Genomic DNA, 17003 nt, shown 5'->3' with positions numbered 1-17003 from the left:
CCCCGTTCTCCGGGGGCGGGCCCTCGCGGTCTTTCGGGGCCACGGTCCGAGGGCGTTCCGTCGGCCGGCGTCCGGTCAGGCGAAGACCACGCAGGCGGCCGCCGGGACGGGCAGGGAGCCGGCCCGGCGGGGTTGCCCGGTCCGCGGGTCCACGTCGAACCAGGTGACGTCGCCGGAGTGCTCGTTGGCCGCGTACAGCCGGCGCCCCGAGGGGTCGACGGCCAGGTCGCGCGGCCAGCTGCCGCCACAGGGCACGCTTCCGGCGGGCCGGGGCCCCTCGGCTCCCTCGGCGAGCGAGAGGGTGGCGATGGTGTCGGCGCCACGGACCGCGACCCAGAGGACGGACCCGTCGGGCGAGGCCACCACCGCCGAGGGGTAGGCCCGTACGCCCTCGGGAAGGCCCTGCGGGGCGAGCGGGACCTCGGCGACCGGTTCCAGCCGCCCGGCCTGCGGATCCCAGCGGCAGACGGTCAGCTGCGGCTCCAGCTCGTGCAGCACGTAGACCGTCCGGCCGGCGGGGTGGAAGGCGAGGTGGCGCGGCCCCGATCCGGACCGCAGGACGGTCTCCGCGTGCAGCCGGAGCGCCCCCGTGGCCGCGTCCGGTGCGCAGACCCGGACCGAGTCGGTGCCGAGGTCGACGCTCAGCACCCAGCGGCCGCCCGGGTCGGGCAGGACCTGGTGGGCGTGCGGCCGCTCCTGCCGGCTCGCGTCGGGTCCGCCGCCCCGGTGGGCGAGGACCAGGGCGGGTCCGGAGGGGCTGCCGTCGGCGGCGATCGGGAGGCTGCTGACGCTGCCGGAGGTGTAGTTGGCGGTGAGCAGCCGGCGTCCGGCGATGCTGAGGTGGGTGGGCCCGGAGCCGTCGACCGGCACGGCGGGGCCGAGGGCGGTGAGGCCGCCGTCGGTGGGCCGGAAGGCGGCGACCGCCCCGCGCTCGGTCTCGCTGACGGCGTAGAGCACGCCGGTGCCGTGGTCGAAGGCGAGGTAGGAGGGGTCGGCGAGCTCGTCGGTGGCAGAGAGCAGGGTCAGCGCCCCGGTGCGGGGGTCGACGGCCGCGGTGGTGATGCCGCGGCCGCCTCCCGAGGTGAACGAGCCGACGTGGACGCGCAGCCCGCGGCCGCCGGACCGTTCCGCTCCGCGCCCGCCGTCCAGGCCCTGGGTGCCCTGCGTGCCGTCCGTGCCGTTCACGGGGTGCCCCTCTCCGTCGTTCCGGATGCCGCCGGAGCGACGGTAACAGAAGGTCTAGACCAAATCCCGGCCCCGGGCGCGTTCCACCGCGCCGACGTGGTGCACGTACGTCGTCGCGCTCGGCCGGTCCTCGTACGTGCGGTGGAAGACCGGGGTAGCGGCGCCCGAGATCGGCGGCACGATCCAGGACCAGTCCGCCCCCACCTCACGGCCCTTGCGCTCCTCCCGCTGCATGTGGGTGAGGAACCGCCGGGACTCGCTGTGGTGGTCGGCGATGGTGACCCCCGCCCGGTCGAAGGAGTGCAGCACGGCCCGGTTGAGCTCGACGAGGGCGCGGTCCTTCCACAGCGAGCGGTCGCTGGAGGTGTCGAGGCCCAGGCGGCGGCCGACCGCGGGGAGCAGGTTGTACCGGTCGGTGTCCGCGAGGTTGCGGGCACCGATCTCGGTGCCCATGTACCAGCCGTTGAACGGCGCGGCCGGGTAGTGGATCCCGCCGATCTCCAGGCACATGTTGGAAATGGCCGGAACTGCGTGCCAGCGCAGCCCCCAGGCCGCCCAGCCGGGGTCGTCCGGATGCTCGATCGGCACCTCCATCACGGCGTCGGCCGGGGTGTCGAACCAGCGGGGCTTGTCGTCGACCCCCTGGACGACCAGCGGCAGCAGGTCGAAGGGGGTGCCGGCGCCGCCGTCCCAACCGAGCGCGCGCAGGGCGCCGGTGAGCGGGGCGTTGCGGGCGTCGCCGACGGTGATCGACGGGTGGTCGCCGTAGCCGGCGTACCGGACCAGCTGCTCGCTCCAGATCAGCGGGCCGGGGCGCTCCGGGGTGTCCGGGGCGAAGACGGTGATGGTGGGTCTGACCCGGCCGCCGTTGGTGGCCTCGCGCAGGTGCTGGAAGCATTCTGCGGCGATGGCGTCGGCGTCGGTCAGGCCGCGGCGGTCACGGACGCGCAGGGAGTTCCAGTACAGCCGGCCTATGCAGCGGTTGCTGTTGCGCCAGGCGACCCGGGCCCCGTGGGCCAGCTCCTGCGCGGTGTGCCGGTAGGTGCCGGTGTCCGCGAGCTCGGCCCGTACCTCGGCGAGCCGCCGGCGGGCGTCACCGGCCTGCGGATTCTCCCGATGGAAGAGCAGGACGAACTCCTCTGCCGCTTGCCACACCTGGTCGGTGGTCGAGCGTTCCCGAAGTATTTCCATCCCGGGCCGTTACCCCCTGTCCGGACAGATCCACCCTGTACGTGCCGCATGAATGTGCGGTGAAGAATCACCCGTTGTACATGCCGCAGGTCAACCAGGTGACGGTGCACGTGGCCGGAACACTCCACCGGGTGATCCTCGGACGAAGGCCCTGCGGGGGCGACAGCATGCGGCGTACGATCCCCGGCGTCCGGGCGGCCGACTGGCCGGGCGGCCGGTCAGGCCGAGATGACGAGCGGTGCCCGCGGATCGGTGCGCAGCGGGGCGTGGAGGGCCACCAGGGCGTGCTCCAGGCCGTGCAGGTGGACGAGGGCGGGCTCCGCGGCGGCGGGCCGCGGGTCGGCCGGCGGGTTGGGTCCGGCCGTGCCCTCGGCCGCGGTCAGGGCCTCCACCGCCGCCTCCACCCGCCAGCAGGCGGCGGCCAGCCGGGCGTCGTGCGAGGCCTGCGGGTCGGCGGCGACGGCCACCAGCCCGCGCACCTCGCGGGCGCAGTCGTCGAGCAGCGCGAGGACCTGTCGGGCGCGGGCCTTGCGGGCGCGCAGCGGGCTCAGCGGGTGGACGAGCGGGGCGAGGGCCGCACGGGCGCGGCCCAGGAGCAGCTCCAGTTCGGCGGCGTGCGGGGCGGGGTCGGCCCCGGGGTCGCCGGCGAGCCGGTCGAGGGCGGCCGCGGTGGCGGCGCGCACGCAGTACAGGGCCCGCTGGATCCAGGCGTCGTTGGCGGCGTGGGTGGTCACCGGGAGGATCAGGGCCACGGCGAGGGCGGCGCCGAGCGCGCCGACGGCGGTCTCCTGGAAGCGCAGGAGCAGCAGCCCGGGGTGCAGGACCCCGAGGAGGCCGTACAGCAGGCCCGCCATGACGGTGACGAAGAACATCATCCAGGAGTAGGAGGGGGCGGCCGTGTAGAAGATGCCGAAGACGCAGACGGCGACGAGCGCGGCGGTGGGCGCGGGGGCGCCGTGCAGCGGTACGGCGATCAGCAGTCCGGCGGCGATGCCGAGGACGGTGCCCAGGACCCGGCGGAAGCCGCGGACGAGGGTCTCACCGCGGGAGGCGGTGTTGACGAAGATCCACCAGGCGGTGCCGACGGCCCAGTACCAGCGGTCTTCGGAGAGCGCCTGGCCGACGGCGAGGGCGAAGGCGCAGGCGGCGGTGGCCTGGAAGGCCTGCCGGGTGGTCGGCCGGGCCAGGCCGGTGCCGGGCAGGGCGGGCGGCGCGGGCGGGGGCGGGGTGCGCCGCTCGATGGGCCACAGCACGAACCGCACCGCGGCGGCGGACAGCAGGGCCAGCCCGACGGCGGCGTACAGCTCGGGCAGTTGGGCGGGGACGGCGTGCAGGAACTGCGTGACGAAGAACATCATGAAGCCGAAGATCCCGAGGGCGTGCCCGCGGGGTCCGAAACGGCGGGCGTAGACCCCGACGAAGACGACGGCGAGGAAGGCGGCGTCGCGGAGGTGGGGCATGCCGTGCAGGGTGGTGGCCAGGGCGAGGACGGGGAACCCTGCGACGGGCAGCAGCGCGGTCGTCAGGCGCTGCGCGCCCACCCCTGCGTCGAGCACGGTGAAGAGCGCGAGCAGCGCGGCCAGGCCCCCGGTGATGGACGCGGTGAGGGAGAGGCCGCACAGTTCGGCCACCGCCACGGCGAGGCTTACGCCGATCACGGCCCGCAGCGAGTTCCGCAGTCTCAGGAGCCCCGGGTCCGGAGCCACGAACATCCTCTTCACGGCGGTGTGCCGCCCCCTCACGGTGGTGCGCGCCGGGCCCGGCGTCCGCCCGGGGGTGGTGGGCGGGTGCGCGCGCACGGCGAAGGCGCCGCGCTCCGGACCGGCCTCGTTGCCGCCCGGCGCTGCGCGGCGCCGCAAGTACATGGATACGACACAGATAACCACCTCTCGGCCCGACGGCTCAAATGAGCCCCGCCGCACTGGGCCATTGGCCCAGTGGAAGCGGCGTTTCGTCAGCCGTGCGGGGGCCATTGGGGGGGTGTCCGCCGTCCGGGCCTCTCGCGGGCCTGGGAACGAGGCGACGCCTCGACCGCATCGCAGCGCGTCGCGGACCTCGTCGGGCTGGAGGTGCTCTGGCGCACGCCCGGCCCGGCACCCGGCACGACCCGGACCGTGTGCTCCTGCGTTCGGTCCGGACCCTCGTCGCCTTCCTGGAAGCGCACCGGGCGGAGTCCGCGGCGCGGACCACGGCGGAGGCGGCGGACGATGCCGTCGAGCACGCGCGCGTGACGGGGACGGGGTGCGGTCGGCGGTCCGGGCGCACCCCGGGCACATCGCGAACGACGCGTACGGCGGTCGCCAGCCACCTGGGCGAGCGAGCGGTACGGCGACGCCCACCACGCCCTCGGCCTGCTGTCAGGCAAGGGCTCTTCCGGGCGCGGCGCGGCATGACCGCTCCTCCAGGACTACGACGGGATCGCGTTCGTGTGCCGCTCGACGTGTTCGCGCCCGCTGCCGCGGTGATCGGTGACCGCGCTGCTCAGGGGCGGGTGTTCCAGCCGGAGATCACCGGCAGCCCGTGCTCGGTGGACAGCTCGCTGACGGTGCCCGTGCGCAGCAGGAAGAGCCGGCCGTCCTGTGGGGGCAGCCCCAGGTAGCGGGCGGTCAGGACGCGCAGGAGGTGGCCGTGCGCGACGAGGACGGCGTCGCCGCCACCCGCGGCGAGGACGGGGGCCACCCGGGCGAGGACGCGGTCCGCGCGGGCGCCGACGCGGGCCGCGTCCTCGCCGGGGTGCTCGGGGTCGCCGGGCGGGACGCCGTCCCGCCACAGGGACCAGTCCGGCCGGGTGCGCCGGATCTCCTCGGTGGTGACGCCCTCGTAGTCGCCGTAGTCCCATTCGCACAGGTCGGGGTCGGTGGCGTCGGCGGTCAGCCCGGCGAGGCGGGCGGTGGCGACGGCCCGGCGCAGCGGGCTGGTCAGCACCAGCGCCGGCTGCCGGTCGAGGAAGTACGGGGCCAGGGAGACGGCCTGGTCGGCGCCGTCGGCGGTCAGCGGGACGTCGGTGCGCCCGGTGTGCCGGCCCGTGGCGCTCCACTCGGTCTCGCCGTGCCTCACCAGAAGCAGGTCACTCACCCTCCGGACGATAGCCGGTCGGGCCGTAGCCGGCCGCTCCGGCGCGTGCCCCGGCATTTCGATGCGGAATCGCTGCGAGTGGCCGGGCGGGTGGCGGCTCGCGAGGCTCGGTGCATGGACGCAGTAGAGCGGGAGGAGTGGCTCGCCGCCGGGTTCGCGGCGGGCGACGAGCGCTGTGTGGAGGCGGTGTACCGGCGCTGGCGGCCCCTGGTCCACGCCCTCGCCCACCGGTGCCTGGGCGACGAGCGGGAGGCCGAGGACGTCACTCAGCAGGTGTTCCTCGCGGCCTGGCGGGGCCGGGGCCGCTACCGACCGGGCTCGGGCGGCTTCGGGGCCTGGCTGACCGGCATCACCCGGCACAAGGTCGCCGACGCCCTCGACGCCCGGACCCGGCGGGCCCGTGCGGCGACCGCCGCGGCCCGGGCGGCCCCCGGGGCGGCCGACCGGCCGGGGAGCGCGCCCCTCGGGGAGGCGGAGCGGGCGGTGGACCGGCTCCTCGTCCTCGGGGAACTGGCTCGGCTGCCTTCGGCTCAGCAGCAGGTGCTGCGCCTGGCTTTCTACGGGGACCTCACCCAGACCCAGATCGCGGACCGCACGGGGCTGCCCCTCGGCACCGTCAAGAGCCACATGCGCCGGGCCCTGGACCGGTTGCGGCGGACCCTCCCGGAGGCGGTGCCGGCGGGGCGATGAGCTCGAGCGCCGAGCGCAGCCCGAGCAGCCGCCCGGCGTGCGGCACGGCCGGGCCGGCGTCCCAGCCGGGCCCGGCGAGGAGCAGCGCCGAGTGGGTGCGGGCGCCCCGCAGGCCCCATTCGATGCCGGCCACCGAGCGGGCCAGGGCCCGGTCGGCGGTGGTGCGGGACTGGGCCCACAGCACGACGGCCCGCGGGCCGGTGCGCCGCACGGCGTCGTGCAGGGCTTCGGCGGGCACGGCCGCACCGAACATCCGGGTGGGCACGCCCCGTTCACCGAGGGCCGCGGTCAGGGCCTCGATGGGGAGGGTGTGCTGTTCACCGGGGACGCAGGCCAGCAGGACGGGCGGGGTGCGCGGCGGGGCGGGCCGTGGGCGGATCCGGTGCAGGGCCCCGGAGATGTGCCAGGACAGCAGGTGCTCGACCTCCACGTAGCGCTCACCGGCCGTGGCCCACTTGCGGCCGACGGCGTGCAGGGCCGGTGCCATGACCTCCTCCCAGGCGGTGACCAGGCCGTGCTCGGCCAGGGCCGCCTCCAGTCGGTCGGCCACCGCCGGCGCGTCCAGGCGTACGGCGGCCCGGGACAGGCCCCGGCACTCGGGGCGGACCGTGCCCAGGGGCAGCACCCCGCCGGGGCCGCCGCCCGGGGCGGGGGGCGGGGTCCCGGGCGGCGGGGCTGCGGGCGGGCTGGCGGCCGACGCGGTCCGCACGGGCCGGCCGGGGGCGCCGGCGCGGGCGGTGCGGGCGGCCTCCGCCGGGGGGACCCCCTGCGCGGTGAGCCGGCACATCAGTTCCAGCCGGGCGATGTCCTGCGGGGTCCAGCGGCGGTGCCGGCCGTCCTCGCGGTGGGCCGGGCCGATGGCATACCGGCGCTCCCAGGAGCGGACGGTGGTCGGGGACACGCCGAGGCGGCGGGCCACCGCGCCGGTGCTCAGGGCGGCCGACGGGTCCTGCGGCGGTACGGCCGCGTGCAGGGACGGTGCTGCCGCTCCCGAGGGCGGGGGCGCCGCGTTCGGTGGCGGTGCCGCCGCGTTCGGTGGTGGGGGCGCGCTGTCCACGCCGCTCACGATACGGCCGCGGGGCGGCGCCCGGAGACAGGAGCGCTGCGAAGGCGGCGGACGCGGCGGTGGCGGTGGCGGTGGGGAGGGACGCTCATTCGACTCCCCGTCCCCGGCGGAACCGGTCGAGGCCGTCGGCGAGTTCGACCACGGGGTCGGGGTAGTCGTACCGGGCCCGCTCCAGGCCGGGGAGCCGCCAGGGCTCGTGCAGCCGCGGGGCGTCGAGTCCGGCGAGCTCCGGCACCCAGCGGTGCACGTAGTGGCCCTCGGGGTCGAAGCGGAGGCCTTGGCGGACCGGGTTGAGGACCCGGTTGGGCCGGGTGTCGGTGCCCGTGCCGGCCACCCACTGCCAGTTGAGCTGGTTGTTGGCGAGGTCGCCGTCCACGAGGAGGCCCAGGAAGTGCCGGGCGCCGACCCGCCAGTCCACGTACAGGGTCTTGGTGAGGAAACTCGCGGTGAGCAGCCGGCCGCGGTTGTGCATCCAGCCCTCGTGGCGCAGCTGGCGCATGGCGGCGTCGACCACCGGATAGCCGGTGCGGCCCTCCTTCCACGCCTCGGTCTCCTCCTCGGCGGCCGTCCCGGTGCGCCACTGGTCCCCGCGGCCGCGGTAGTCCCGGGCGGCGGCCTCGGGGCGGGCGGCGAGCACCTGGTGGTGGAAGTCGCGCCAGCACAGCTGCCGGACGAAGGCCTCGCCGCCGGGGCCGCCCGCGGCGCGGGCGCGCTGGACGGCCTCGGTGGCCGAGAGCGTACCGAAGTGCAGGTGCGGGGAGAGGCGGGAGGTGGCGTCGCCGGCCAAATCGTCGTGGAGGTCCTCGTAACGGGCGAGTCCCCCGTGCAGCCAGCGGCTCAGCAGCGTGCGGGCCTCGCGCTCGCCGCCGCGCGCGAGCCCGGGGGAGACCCCGGCGACGGCCTGCCGCCGGGGCAGTGGATCGGAGCCGATCCCGTCGGGCACGGGCACCGACCGCGGGGCGGTGAGGACCCGGCGCAGCGGGACGTCGGCCCAGCGGCGGAAGTACGGGGTGAACACGGCGAAGTGGTCGGATCCGGCGGGGACCAGGGAGCCCGGGGCGGCGGCCGTGACCACCGCCTCGTGGGCGTAGAGACGGCGGCCCTCCGCTTCCAGGGCGGTGCGCAGCCGCTCCTCGCGGGCGCGGGCGTAGGCGCTGACGCCGGCCGCCATGTGGACCTCGTCGGCGTCCTGCTCGCGGACGAGGGCGCACACCTCGTCGACGGTGTCGCCGGAGCGCAGCACGAGGCGCCCGCCGCGCTCGCGCAGGGCCGCGTCGAGGTCGGCGAGGCAGTCGGCGAGGAAGGCGAGCCGGTTGGGGGCGGCGAAGCCGGCGGCGTCGACGGCGGGGTCCCGGACGAAGAGCGGCACCACGCGGTCGCAGGACGACAGGGCCGCGCGCAGCGGCGGATGGTCGTGCAGGCGCAGGTCGGAGGTGTACAGGACCACCGCGACGTTCATGTGTGCTCGCTCCGCCATGTGTGCTCGCTCCGCGTCAGGGCCGCCCGTGTTCCGGGGGGCGGCTGTCGTCCGGTACTTCTGCCGGTACGGGTGCGGCGGATGCGGTCGCCGCCTCGCCGTCCAGGCGCTGTGCGGCCCGGGCGATGTTGCGGGCCATGCCGCCGAAGACCACGGCGTGGAACGGGGACACGCTCCACCAGTAGAGGTGCCCGAGCAGTCCGTGCGGGTGGAACAGGGCCCGCTGCCGGTAGCGTGCGCAGCCGGCCGCGCCGTCCGCCTCCGCGTACATCTCCAGCCATGCCAGTCCTGGCAGCCGCATCTCGGCGCGCAGCCGCAGCAGCCGGCCCGGCTCGATCTCCTCCACCCGCCAGAAGTCCAGGGAGTCGCCCACCCGCAGCCGGGCGGCGTCCCGCCGGCCGCGGCGGATGCCGACGCCCCCGACGAGCCGGTCCAACCAGCCCCGTACCGCCCAGGCCAGCGGGAAGGAGTACCAGCCGTTCTCACCGCCGATGCCCTCGACCACCCGCCACAGGGCGGCGGGCGAGGCCTCGACGGCGAGTTCCCGCCGGTCGGTGTAGAGGCTGCCGCCCGCCCAGTCGGGGTCGGTGGGCAGCGGGTCGCTCGGGGCGCCGGGCACGCCGGCGGAGGACCAGCGGGTGGTGACCCGGGCCTCCCGTACCCGCTGCAGGGCGAGCTCCAGGGCCCGGTCGAGGCCGATCGGGGTGCCCGGCGGATCGGGGACCCACCGGGCGATGTCGTGCTCGGCACAGACCACCTCGTGGCGCAGCGACTCGGCGAGCGGCCGGGCCAGGGCCCGCGGCACCGGCGTGATCAGACCGATCCAGTGGCTGGACAGGCCGGGGGTCAGCATCGGCACCCGCAGGATGAACCGCGGGGGGAGCTGGGCCACGGCGGCGTAGCGGTGCATCATCGTCTCGTACGTGACCACGTCGGGGCCGCCGATGTCGAAGGCGCGGCTGACCCCGGCCGGCATGGTGGCGCTGCCGACGAGGTAGCGCAGGACGTCGCGGACGGCGATGGGCTGGACGCGGGTGCCGACCCAGCTGGGGGTGACCATGACGGGCAGTCGTTCGGTGAGGTAGCGCAGCATCTCGAAGGACGCGGAGCCGGAGCCGATGATCACGGCGGCGCGCAGGACGGTCGTCGGCACGCCGGAGGCGAGCAGGATCCCGCCGACCTCGGCACGGGAGCGCAGGTGCGCGGAGAGCGCGTGTGCGGGGATGCCGGCCGGGGTGAGGCCGCCCAGGTAGACGATGCGGCGGACGCCCGCGGCGCGGGCCCGTTCGGCGAAGGTGCGGGCGGTGGCGCGGTCGCGTTCCTCGAATCCGGTTCCGCCGCCGAGGGCGTGGACGAGGTAGTAGGCGACGTCGATGCCGTCCAGGGCCGCCGCGACGGAGTCCTCGTCGCCGGCGTCGCCCCGGACGATCTCGGTGCGGCCCGCCCAGGGGTGGTCGCGCAGCTTCTCCGGGGACCGGGCCAGGCAGCGGACCCGGTGGCCGGCGTCGAGGAGCTCGGGCACCAGCCGGCCGCCGATGTAGCCGGTGGCCCCGGTGACCAGGCAGTTCAGACCGCTCATGGGCTTCCCTTTCGCTTCTCCGCGCCCCTCGGCTCCTGCCCCGTACGGGATTCGGGCAAGCCCCGGTGTCCGGATGCACCGGTGCAGGAACGCACGGATGCCGGACGTTCGCGGAGGAAGCGGTCGGCGCCGGCCGGCACTGTGCCATTGGTACAGTCGCGGCATGGCGGTGGACGAGCTCGACACCCGGATTCTGCGCCTGTTGATCGAACAGCCGCGTACCAGCGTCCGCGAGTACGCCCGGATCCTCGGGGTCGCCCGCGGCACCCTCCAGGCCCGGCTCGACCGGCTGGAGCGCACCGGTGTGATCACCGGGACCGGGCCGGTGCTCTCCCCCGCCGCGCTCGGCCATCCGGTACTGGCCTTCGTGCACGTCGAGGTGACCCAGGGACACCTCGACGAGGTCGGCGAGGCGCTGGCGGAGGTTCCCGAGATCATCGAGGCGTTCTCGATAACCGGCGGCGGTGACCTGCTGACCCGGGTCGCGGCTCGTGACAACGCCCACCTGGAGGACGTGATCCAGCGGCTGATCCGGCTCCCGGGGGTGGTCCGGACCCGTACCGAGGTGGCGCTGCGGGAGCGGGTGGCGCACCGCCTGCTGCCGCTGGTCGAGGCCGTGGGGCGGGCGGCCCGCACGCCCTGAGCGCCTCGGCCTCCCGTCCGGCGGCCCGTTCGGCGCGACCCGTCCGACGTGAACCGTGCGCCGCGGACCGTGGCGACGCACGGGCCGCGGCGCACGGGCCGCGGCGCACGGGGCCTGGCGGGGCGGGCGGGGCACTGCGACCATGCGGGGCGTGACCGCCACCCTCCTGCCCCCGGGCACCGAGCGCGGACCGCGCCGGTGGCCCTTCATCGGGAACCTGCCGGCCTTCGCCCGGGATCCCCTGGCCTTCTTCGAGTCCCTGCGCGACGGGTACGGCGACTGGGTGCCGTGGGCCCTCGGCCCGCAGCGCAACGTCCTGGTCTCCCGGCCCGAGCACGCCGGCGAGCTGCTCGGCTCCGTGGAGAAGACGTTCCGGCCGACGGAGCTGGGCTGGGCGTTCCGCCAGTTGCTCGGGAACGGTGTCGTCGTCGCCACCGGTGCGGACTGGCGGCGCAAGAGGGCGCTGGTGCAACCGGCCGTGCGCCCGCGGCAGGTGCGCTCGTACGCCGCCACGATGGTGGAGTGCACCGACGCGCTGGTCCGCGACTGGGCCGAGGGCGGGCGCATCGACGTGCACCGGGAGATGGCCGGGCTCACCCAGCGGATAGCGGTGCGCACCCTGTTCGGGAGCGACACGGCCGGCCGGGAGGCGCCGATCAGCGCGGCCATGGCCACGGCCCAGCGCGAGCTGGGCGCCGAGTTCCGCGGTCTGACGCTGTTCCTGCCGCCCTGGGTCCGGACCCCGGGTCGGCGCCGGATGCGCCGGGCCGTGGACGTCCTGGACCGGGAGATCGCGCATGTGATCCGGGAGCACGAAGCGGCCTCGGCCCGTGGGGCGGAGCGGGACGACCTGCTGAGCCGGCTGCTGGCCGCCCGCGACGAACACGGCGGCCCGCTGTCGCGCAAGGAGCTGCGGGACGAGTCGATCACGCTGTACATCGGCGGGCACGAGACCACGTCTACCACCCTGACCTGGGCGTGGCAGCTGCTGTCGGCGGCCCCCGCGGCGCGGGACCGGCTGGCGGAGGAGCTGGACCGGGTGCTCGGCGGGCGGCTGCCCGCGTACGAGGACTACGAGCGGCTGGCCTGGACCCGGCAGGTGGTCAAGGAGGCCCTGCGGATGTACCCGCCGGTCTGGCTGATCTCGGCGGTCGCCGGGGACGCGGCGTCGATCGGCGGACGGAGCGTGCCCGCGGGGACCGCGGTGTGGACCAGCCCGTGGTCGATGCACCGCGACCCGCGCTGGTTCCCGGACCCGGGCGCCTTCCGTCCCGAGCGGTGGGACGCGGACGCCGGGCCGCTGGCGGTGGAGCAGGCCTGGATCCCCTTCGGCGGCGGGCCGCGGGCCTGCCTGGGCGCCCGGTTCGCGCTGGTGGAGGCCGTGCTCGTGCTCGCGGTGCTGGCACAGCGCTTCCACCTGGACTCCGGCCCGGAGCCGGTCGCGGTGTTCCCGGGGCTGACGCTCCAGCCGGCCGGGCCGGTTCCGGCAACACTGCGGCGGCCCTGACGGGTGCCGGGCGGCTGCGGCGGGCGGGGAAGATCCCGGCGCCCGCCCGAGTTGGTAGAACCGTGAACGAACTGACGCGGGAGACGACGGGCCCCGGATCCGCCGCGGGCGGGGGCGCCGGCACCGAGGTCGACGTGGTGGTCGTGGGCGCCGGGCAGGCGGGCCTGTCCGGCGCCTACCACCTGGCACGGGCGGGCATCGACCACGTGGTCCTCGACCACGCGCCCCGCCCGGGCGGCGCCTGGCAGTTCCGCTGGCCCTCCCTGACGTACGGCAAGGTGCACGGCATGCACGCGCTGCCCGGGATGGAGCTCGTGGACGCCGACCCGCTGCGGCCGTCGTCGGCGGTGATCGGCGAGTACTTCACCGCGTACGAGCGGCGGTTCCGCCTGGACGTGCGCCGTCCCGTGCACGTGACCGCGGTCCGGGAGGGGGCCGGCGGCCGACTGCGGGTGGAGTCCTCGGCGGGCGTCTGGTCGGCCCGGGCGCTGATCAATGCCACCGGCACCTGGGACCGGCCGTTCTGGCCGCGCTACCCCGGCCAGGAGTCCTTCCGGGGGCGCCAGCTGCACACGGCGGACTACCCGGGGCCGCAGGCGTTCGCCGGGGCCCGGGTGATCGTGGTGGGCGGCGGCACCTCGGCGGTGCAGCACCTGCTGGAGATCGCGCAGGTCGCGGCCGCGACGACCTGGGTGACCCGGCGGCCCCCGGTGTTCCGCGACGGGAGCTTCGGGGAGGCGGAGGGCCGGGCGGCCGTGGCCCTGGTCGACGAGCGGGTGCGGCAGGGACTGCCGCCGCAGAGCGTGGTGAGCGTGACCGGACTGCCGCTGAACGAGGCCGTGCGGGACGGGATCGCCTCGGGCGTGCTGGACCGCAGGCCCATGTTCGAGCGGATCACGCCGACGGGGGTGGCCTGGGCGGACGGTCGACAGGTGGAGGCCGACGTGATCCTGTGGGCGACGGGGTTCCGGGCGGCCGTCGACCACCTGGCCCCACTGCGGCTGCGGGAACCGGGCGGCGGGATCCGCCTCGACGGCACCCGCGCGGTCCGCGACGAACGGGTGTACCTGGTCGGGTACGGCCCGTCGGCGTCGACGGTCGGCGCCAACCGGGCGGGCGGCGCGGCGGTCCGCGAGATCCGCCGCCTCCTGGACCGCGAGGCCCAGGACGGTGCCGCGGAGTCCCGGGAGGCGCTCGCGCCGGCCGGAGCCTGACGGGCCGACGGGCCGGCGGGTCCGGTCGCGCGAGGGGGGCCTACCGGGGCGCGCCTGCGGCTGCTGCGGCTGCGCGGGCGCGGTTGAAGTCCGCGACGTGCCTCTTGTGTTCCCCGTACGTCGCCGAGAATCGGGTGTCCCCCGGCTTGACGGTGACGAAGTACAGCCAGTCGCCCGGCGTCGGCGCCACCGCCGCCGCCATCGCCTCCAGCCCCGGGCTGTCGATCGGCGTCGGCGGCAGTCCCTGGCGGCGGTAGGTGTTGAAGGGGTGGTCGATGCGCGTGTCGCTGAGCCGGGTGTCGACCGTGCGGCGGTTCAGCGCGTAGTTGATGGTGGAGTCCATCTGCAACGGCATCGACCGCGCCAGCCGGTTGTGCACGACACGGGCGACCTTGCCCATGTCGGTGCGGGTGTCGGCCTCGGCCTCGATGATGCTGGCGAGGGTGACCGTCTGGTACGGGGTCAACCCGTGCGCCTTGGCGCCGTCGACGACGGCACGCGTGCCGAGCTTCTCGTTGGCCGTCCGCACCATGCGGGCGAGCAGCTCGGCGGCCGTCGTCCGGGAGGTCACCGGGTACGAGGCCGGGAAAAGGAAGCCCTCCGGGTTGCCCTTCGCCTCGGCGGGCAGGGCCAGTTCGGCCGTGGCGGCGGCCGCCTCCGCGGAGCCGGCAGGGAGTTCCAGCGCGCGGTCGATGGCCGCGTAGACCTGGGGGGCGCGCCAGCCTTCGGGGATGAGGAGCGGCCGCGACTTCTCGGGGGCCTGCGCCTCCTCGTCCCGCAGCAGCGGTCCGAGGGTGACGGCCGTCCCGATCACGAGCAGTATGCCGAGGAAGAGCGCCAGACGACCCCGGCGGGTGAGCCGGTAATGACGCCGTGGCGGCCGGAACTCATGACGCATGCGGGCACGCTACCCCGCGAACCGTCACATTCCCGGCATCACGCCCCTGCACCCGTCATACGATCACACGTTCCGGTTCCGGTGTGGGCGGGTGGGCATGGGCGGCCTCGCGATCGCGCTGGATCAGGGCGGCGTACCGGCCGCCGACCGCCAGCAGCTCCTCGTGCGTGCCGCGTTCGGCTATGCGGCCCTTGTCGAGGACGACGATCTGGTCGGCGTCGCGGACGGTGGAGAGCCGGTGCGCGATGGTGATCGTGGTGCGCCCCGCGGAGAGCTTGTCGATGGCCCGCTGCACGGCGTGCTCCGTACGGGTGTCGAGGGCACTGGTGGCCTCGTCGAGGATCAGCACCGGCGGGTCGCGCAGGATGGTGCGGGCGATGGCCAGGCGCTGCTTCTCGCCGCCGGAGAAGCGGTAGCCGCGCTCGCCCACCAGGGTGTCGTACCCGTCGGGCAGGGATGCGATGTGGTCGTGGATCTGGGCGGCGCGGGCCGCTTCGGTGATCTCCTCGTCGGTGGCGTCGGGTTTGGCGAAGCGCAGGTTGTCCGCGACCGAGGCGTGGAAGAGGTAGGTCTCCTGGGAGACCACGCCGATGGACCGGGCCAGCGAGTCGAAGTCGAGGTCGCGTACGTCCACCCCGTCCAGGGCGACCCGTCCGCCCGTGACGTCGTACAGCCGGGGCACGAGGTAGCTCAGGGTGCTCTTGCCGGAGCCGGTCGGGCCGACCACGGCGAGGGAGCCGCCGGCCGGGACGGTGATGTCGATCCCCGTCAGCGTGGGCCCGTTCTCGGTGTCGTACGCGAAGTGCACGTCCTCCAGGCGGACCTCACCCTTGGCCCGCTCCAGGCGTACGGGGTCCTCGCGCTCGGTGATGTCCACGGGCAGGTCGAGGTACTCGAAGATGCGCGCGAACAGGGCGAGGGAGGTCTGGATCTGCACGCCGGTCGACAACAGGCTCACGGCGGGCCGGAACAGGCCCTGCTGAAGGGTGACGAAGGCGACGAGCGTCCCCACGGAGAGGGAGGGGGCACCGGTCTGCAGGGCCATGCCGGCGGCCCAGTAGATGAGCGCCGGCATGGCCGCCATGACGATGCCGATCGTGGACATCCGCCAGCGCCCGGCCATGCTGGAGCGCACTTCGAGGGCGACGAGCTTCTCGGACTCGTCGGAGAACGAGCGGGTGAGCGAGTCGGCGCGGCCCATGGTCCGGCCGAGGAGGATGCCGCTCACCGACAGCGACTCCGTCACCGTCGCGGCCATGGCCGCCATCTGCTTCTGCCGCTGGAAGGTGATCCTCTTGCGCTCGCGGCCGACCCGTCGGCTGATCCACACGAAGAGGGGCAGCAGGAGCAGCGAGACGAGGGTGAGCCGCCAGTCGAGCGCGAGCATGGCCACGATGGTGGCGACCACCGCCGTGAGGTTGGAGACCAGCGAGGTCGCCGTCGAGGTCACGGTCGCCTGCATGCCGCCGATGTCGTTGGCTATCCGGGACTGCACCTCGCCGGTGCGGGTGCGGGTGAAGAAGGCCAGCGGCATCCGCTGGAGCTGGGCGTAGACGGCCGTGCGCAGGTCGTGCATGACGCGCTGGCCGACCGTGGTGGATATCAGCGTCTGCAGGACGCCGAAGACGCTGGTGACGACCGCGGTGAGGATCATGCCGAGGGCCAGCAGGCTGAGCAGCCCGGTACGGCCCTCGGGGATGGCGACGTCCAGGATCTCCCTGAGCAGGAACGGCGAGGCGACGCCTACCAGCGAGGACGCGCAGACGAGGAGACCCACGACGGCCAGCCGGCCGCGGTAGGGCCGGAAGAGGCCCACGATCCGGCGCAGTTCGCGCGGCCGCTCCCCCGGGCCGGGGCGGCGGGGGTCGAGGGATTCCTTCGATGGCGTCCAGTTCGGTTCTTCGGAGCGCATGGGCCTCCTTATGACGGGACTCGGACTCCCGGCGGGTAAGGAGAGCATAGGTCATTGTTACCTATGCTCACAATGAGTCCGGTCCTGCTACTGTTCCCAGTATGAGCACCGCTTCCGAGACCGACAGCACAGACGGCGTGCTCGCCGAGCAGCTGCTGCGGCTGACCCGCCGGCTCCACAGGATCCAGAAGCGCCATCTGGAGCCGCTGGGCATCACTCCCGCCCAGAGCAGGCTGCTGCGCACGGTCTCGTACTCCGATGGTGAACAGCCTCCCCGAATGGCGGATCTCGCGGCCCGCCTGGAGGTCGTGCCCCGCGCCGTCACGACCCTCGTCGACGGGCTGGAAGCGGCAGGGTGCGTGCGCCGCGCCCCCGACCCGGCGAACCGGCGGGTCATACGGATCGAGCTGACCGACACGGGACGCGCCACGCTGCGCCGGCTGCGAAGCGCGCGAACCGACGCCGCAGAGGAGATCCTGGCTCCGTTGACCGCCGAGCAGCGGGACCTGCTCGGCGGCCTGCTGGCCGCCCTCACGGACGCCCCGGAGGGGCGCCGCTGCTGACGG

Annotated in this window: 14 protein-coding genes; 5 read left to right on the top strand and 9 right to left on the bottom strand. The window is 75.2% G+C overall.

What is annotated here, in order from left to right; all coding sequences use genetic code 11:
* Positions 1-75: 75 nt before the first annotated feature.
* The 4 genes from ACSHWO_RS29605 to ACSHWO_RS29590 all read right to left on the bottom strand — a co-directional run bounded on the left by ACSHWO_RS29605 (position 76) and on the right by ACSHWO_RS29590 (position 5451).
* The gene (locus ACSHWO_RS29605; protein WP_438319305.1) at positions 76-1149 is read right to left on the bottom strand and encodes a lactonase family protein; all 1074 of its coding nucleotides are present in this window, start codon (positions 1147-1149) and stop codon (positions 76-78) included.
* 90 nt (positions 1150-1239) lie between these two features.
* Positions 1240-2376, bottom strand: a complete 1137-nt coding sequence (locus ACSHWO_RS29600; RefSeq protein WP_438316575.1) for a nitric oxide synthase oxygenase — start codon at positions 2374-2376, stop codon at positions 1240-1242.
* A gap of 218 nt (positions 2377-2594) precedes the next feature.
* Complete coding sequence (locus ACSHWO_RS29595) at positions 2595-4088, bottom strand: FUSC family protein (protein WP_385818147.1); 1494 nt, start codon at positions 4086-4088, stop codon at positions 2595-2597.
* Between the two features lie 769 nt (positions 4089-4857).
* Complete coding sequence (locus tag ACSHWO_RS29590; protein WP_438316572.1) at positions 4858-5451, bottom strand: histidine phosphatase family protein; 594 nt, start codon at positions 5449-5451, stop codon at positions 4858-4860.
* 114 nt (positions 5452-5565) lie between these two features.
* On the opposite strand from ACSHWO_RS29590, the gene ACSHWO_RS29585 reads away from it, so the two are divergent.
* Positions 5566-6141 (top strand): RNA polymerase sigma factor, encoded by a 576-nt coding sequence (locus ACSHWO_RS29585; protein ID WP_438316569.1) that lies wholly within the window; start codon positions 5566-5568, stop codon positions 6139-6141.
* On the opposite strand, the gene ACSHWO_RS29580 is transcribed toward ACSHWO_RS29585, so the two are convergent.
* From ACSHWO_RS29580 to ACSHWO_RS29570, 3 genes are all read right to left on the bottom strand, one after another.
* Positions 6068-7114, bottom strand: coding sequence for a MerR family transcriptional regulator (locus ACSHWO_RS29580; RefSeq protein WP_438319304.1), 1047 nt, complete (start codon positions 7112-7114; stop codon positions 6068-6070). The genes ACSHWO_RS29585 and ACSHWO_RS29580 overlap by 74 nt on opposite strands.
* 178 nt (positions 7115-7292) lie before the next feature.
* Positions 7293-8666: a cryptochrome/photolyase family protein gene (locus ACSHWO_RS29575; RefSeq protein WP_438319303.1), complete on the bottom strand. Its 1374-nt coding sequence runs from the start codon at positions 8664-8666 to the stop codon at positions 7293-7295.
* 34 nt (positions 8667-8700) lie between these two features.
* Positions 8701-10263: an SDR family oxidoreductase gene (locus ACSHWO_RS29570; RefSeq protein WP_438316566.1), complete on the bottom strand. Its 1563-nt coding sequence runs from the start codon at positions 10261-10263 to the stop codon at positions 8701-8703.
* A 163-nt stretch (positions 10264-10426) separates the two neighbouring features.
* Here ACSHWO_RS29570 and ACSHWO_RS29565 point away from each other — a divergent pair, with 163 nt between their 5' ends.
* From ACSHWO_RS29565 to ACSHWO_RS29555, 3 genes are all read left to right on the top strand, one after another.
* On the top strand, positions 10427-10906 hold the full coding sequence (locus tag ACSHWO_RS29565) for an Lrp/AsnC family transcriptional regulator (RefSeq protein WP_361089874.1): 480 nt from the start codon (positions 10427-10429) through the stop codon (positions 10904-10906).
* Positions 10907-11048: 142 nt separating this feature from the next.
* Positions 11049-12413: a cytochrome P450 gene (locus ACSHWO_RS29560; protein WP_438316562.1), complete on the top strand. Its 1365-nt coding sequence runs from the start codon at positions 11049-11051 to the stop codon at positions 12411-12413.
* A 71-nt stretch (positions 12414-12484) separates the two neighbouring features.
* A complete protein-coding gene (locus tag ACSHWO_RS29555; RefSeq protein WP_438319302.1) occupies positions 12485-13627 on the top strand; it encodes an FAD-dependent oxidoreductase in 1143 nt (380 codons plus the stop codon).
* 40 nt (positions 13628-13667) lie between these two features.
* Here ACSHWO_RS29555 and mltG read toward each other — a convergent pair whose 3' ends face one another.
* The gene (gene mltG, locus ACSHWO_RS29550; protein ID WP_385815400.1) at positions 13668-14525 is read right to left on the bottom strand and encodes an endolytic transglycosylase MltG; all 858 of its coding nucleotides are present in this window, start codon (positions 14523-14525) and stop codon (positions 13668-13670) included.
* A gap of 55 nt (positions 14526-14580) precedes the next feature.
* Positions 14581-16437: an ABC transporter ATP-binding protein gene (locus tag ACSHWO_RS29545; protein ID WP_438316559.1), complete on the bottom strand. Its 1857-nt coding sequence runs from the start codon at positions 16435-16437 to the stop codon at positions 14581-14583.
* A gap of 101 nt (positions 16438-16538) precedes the next feature.
* On the opposite strand from ACSHWO_RS29545, the gene ACSHWO_RS29540 reads away from it, so the two are divergent.
* On the top strand, positions 16539-17000 hold the full coding sequence (locus ACSHWO_RS29540; RefSeq protein WP_361089863.1) for a MarR family winged helix-turn-helix transcriptional regulator: 462 nt from the start codon (positions 16539-16541) through the stop codon (positions 16998-17000).
* Positions 17001-17003: the final 3 nt, after the last annotated feature.

The organism is Streptomyces pallidus (ex Mingjun et al. 2026) (assembly GCF_051550185.1).
Lineage (GTDB): Bacteria > Actinomycetota > Actinomycetes > Streptomycetales > Streptomycetaceae > Streptomyces.
This window is presented reverse-complemented; position numbering and strand designations above follow the sequence as displayed.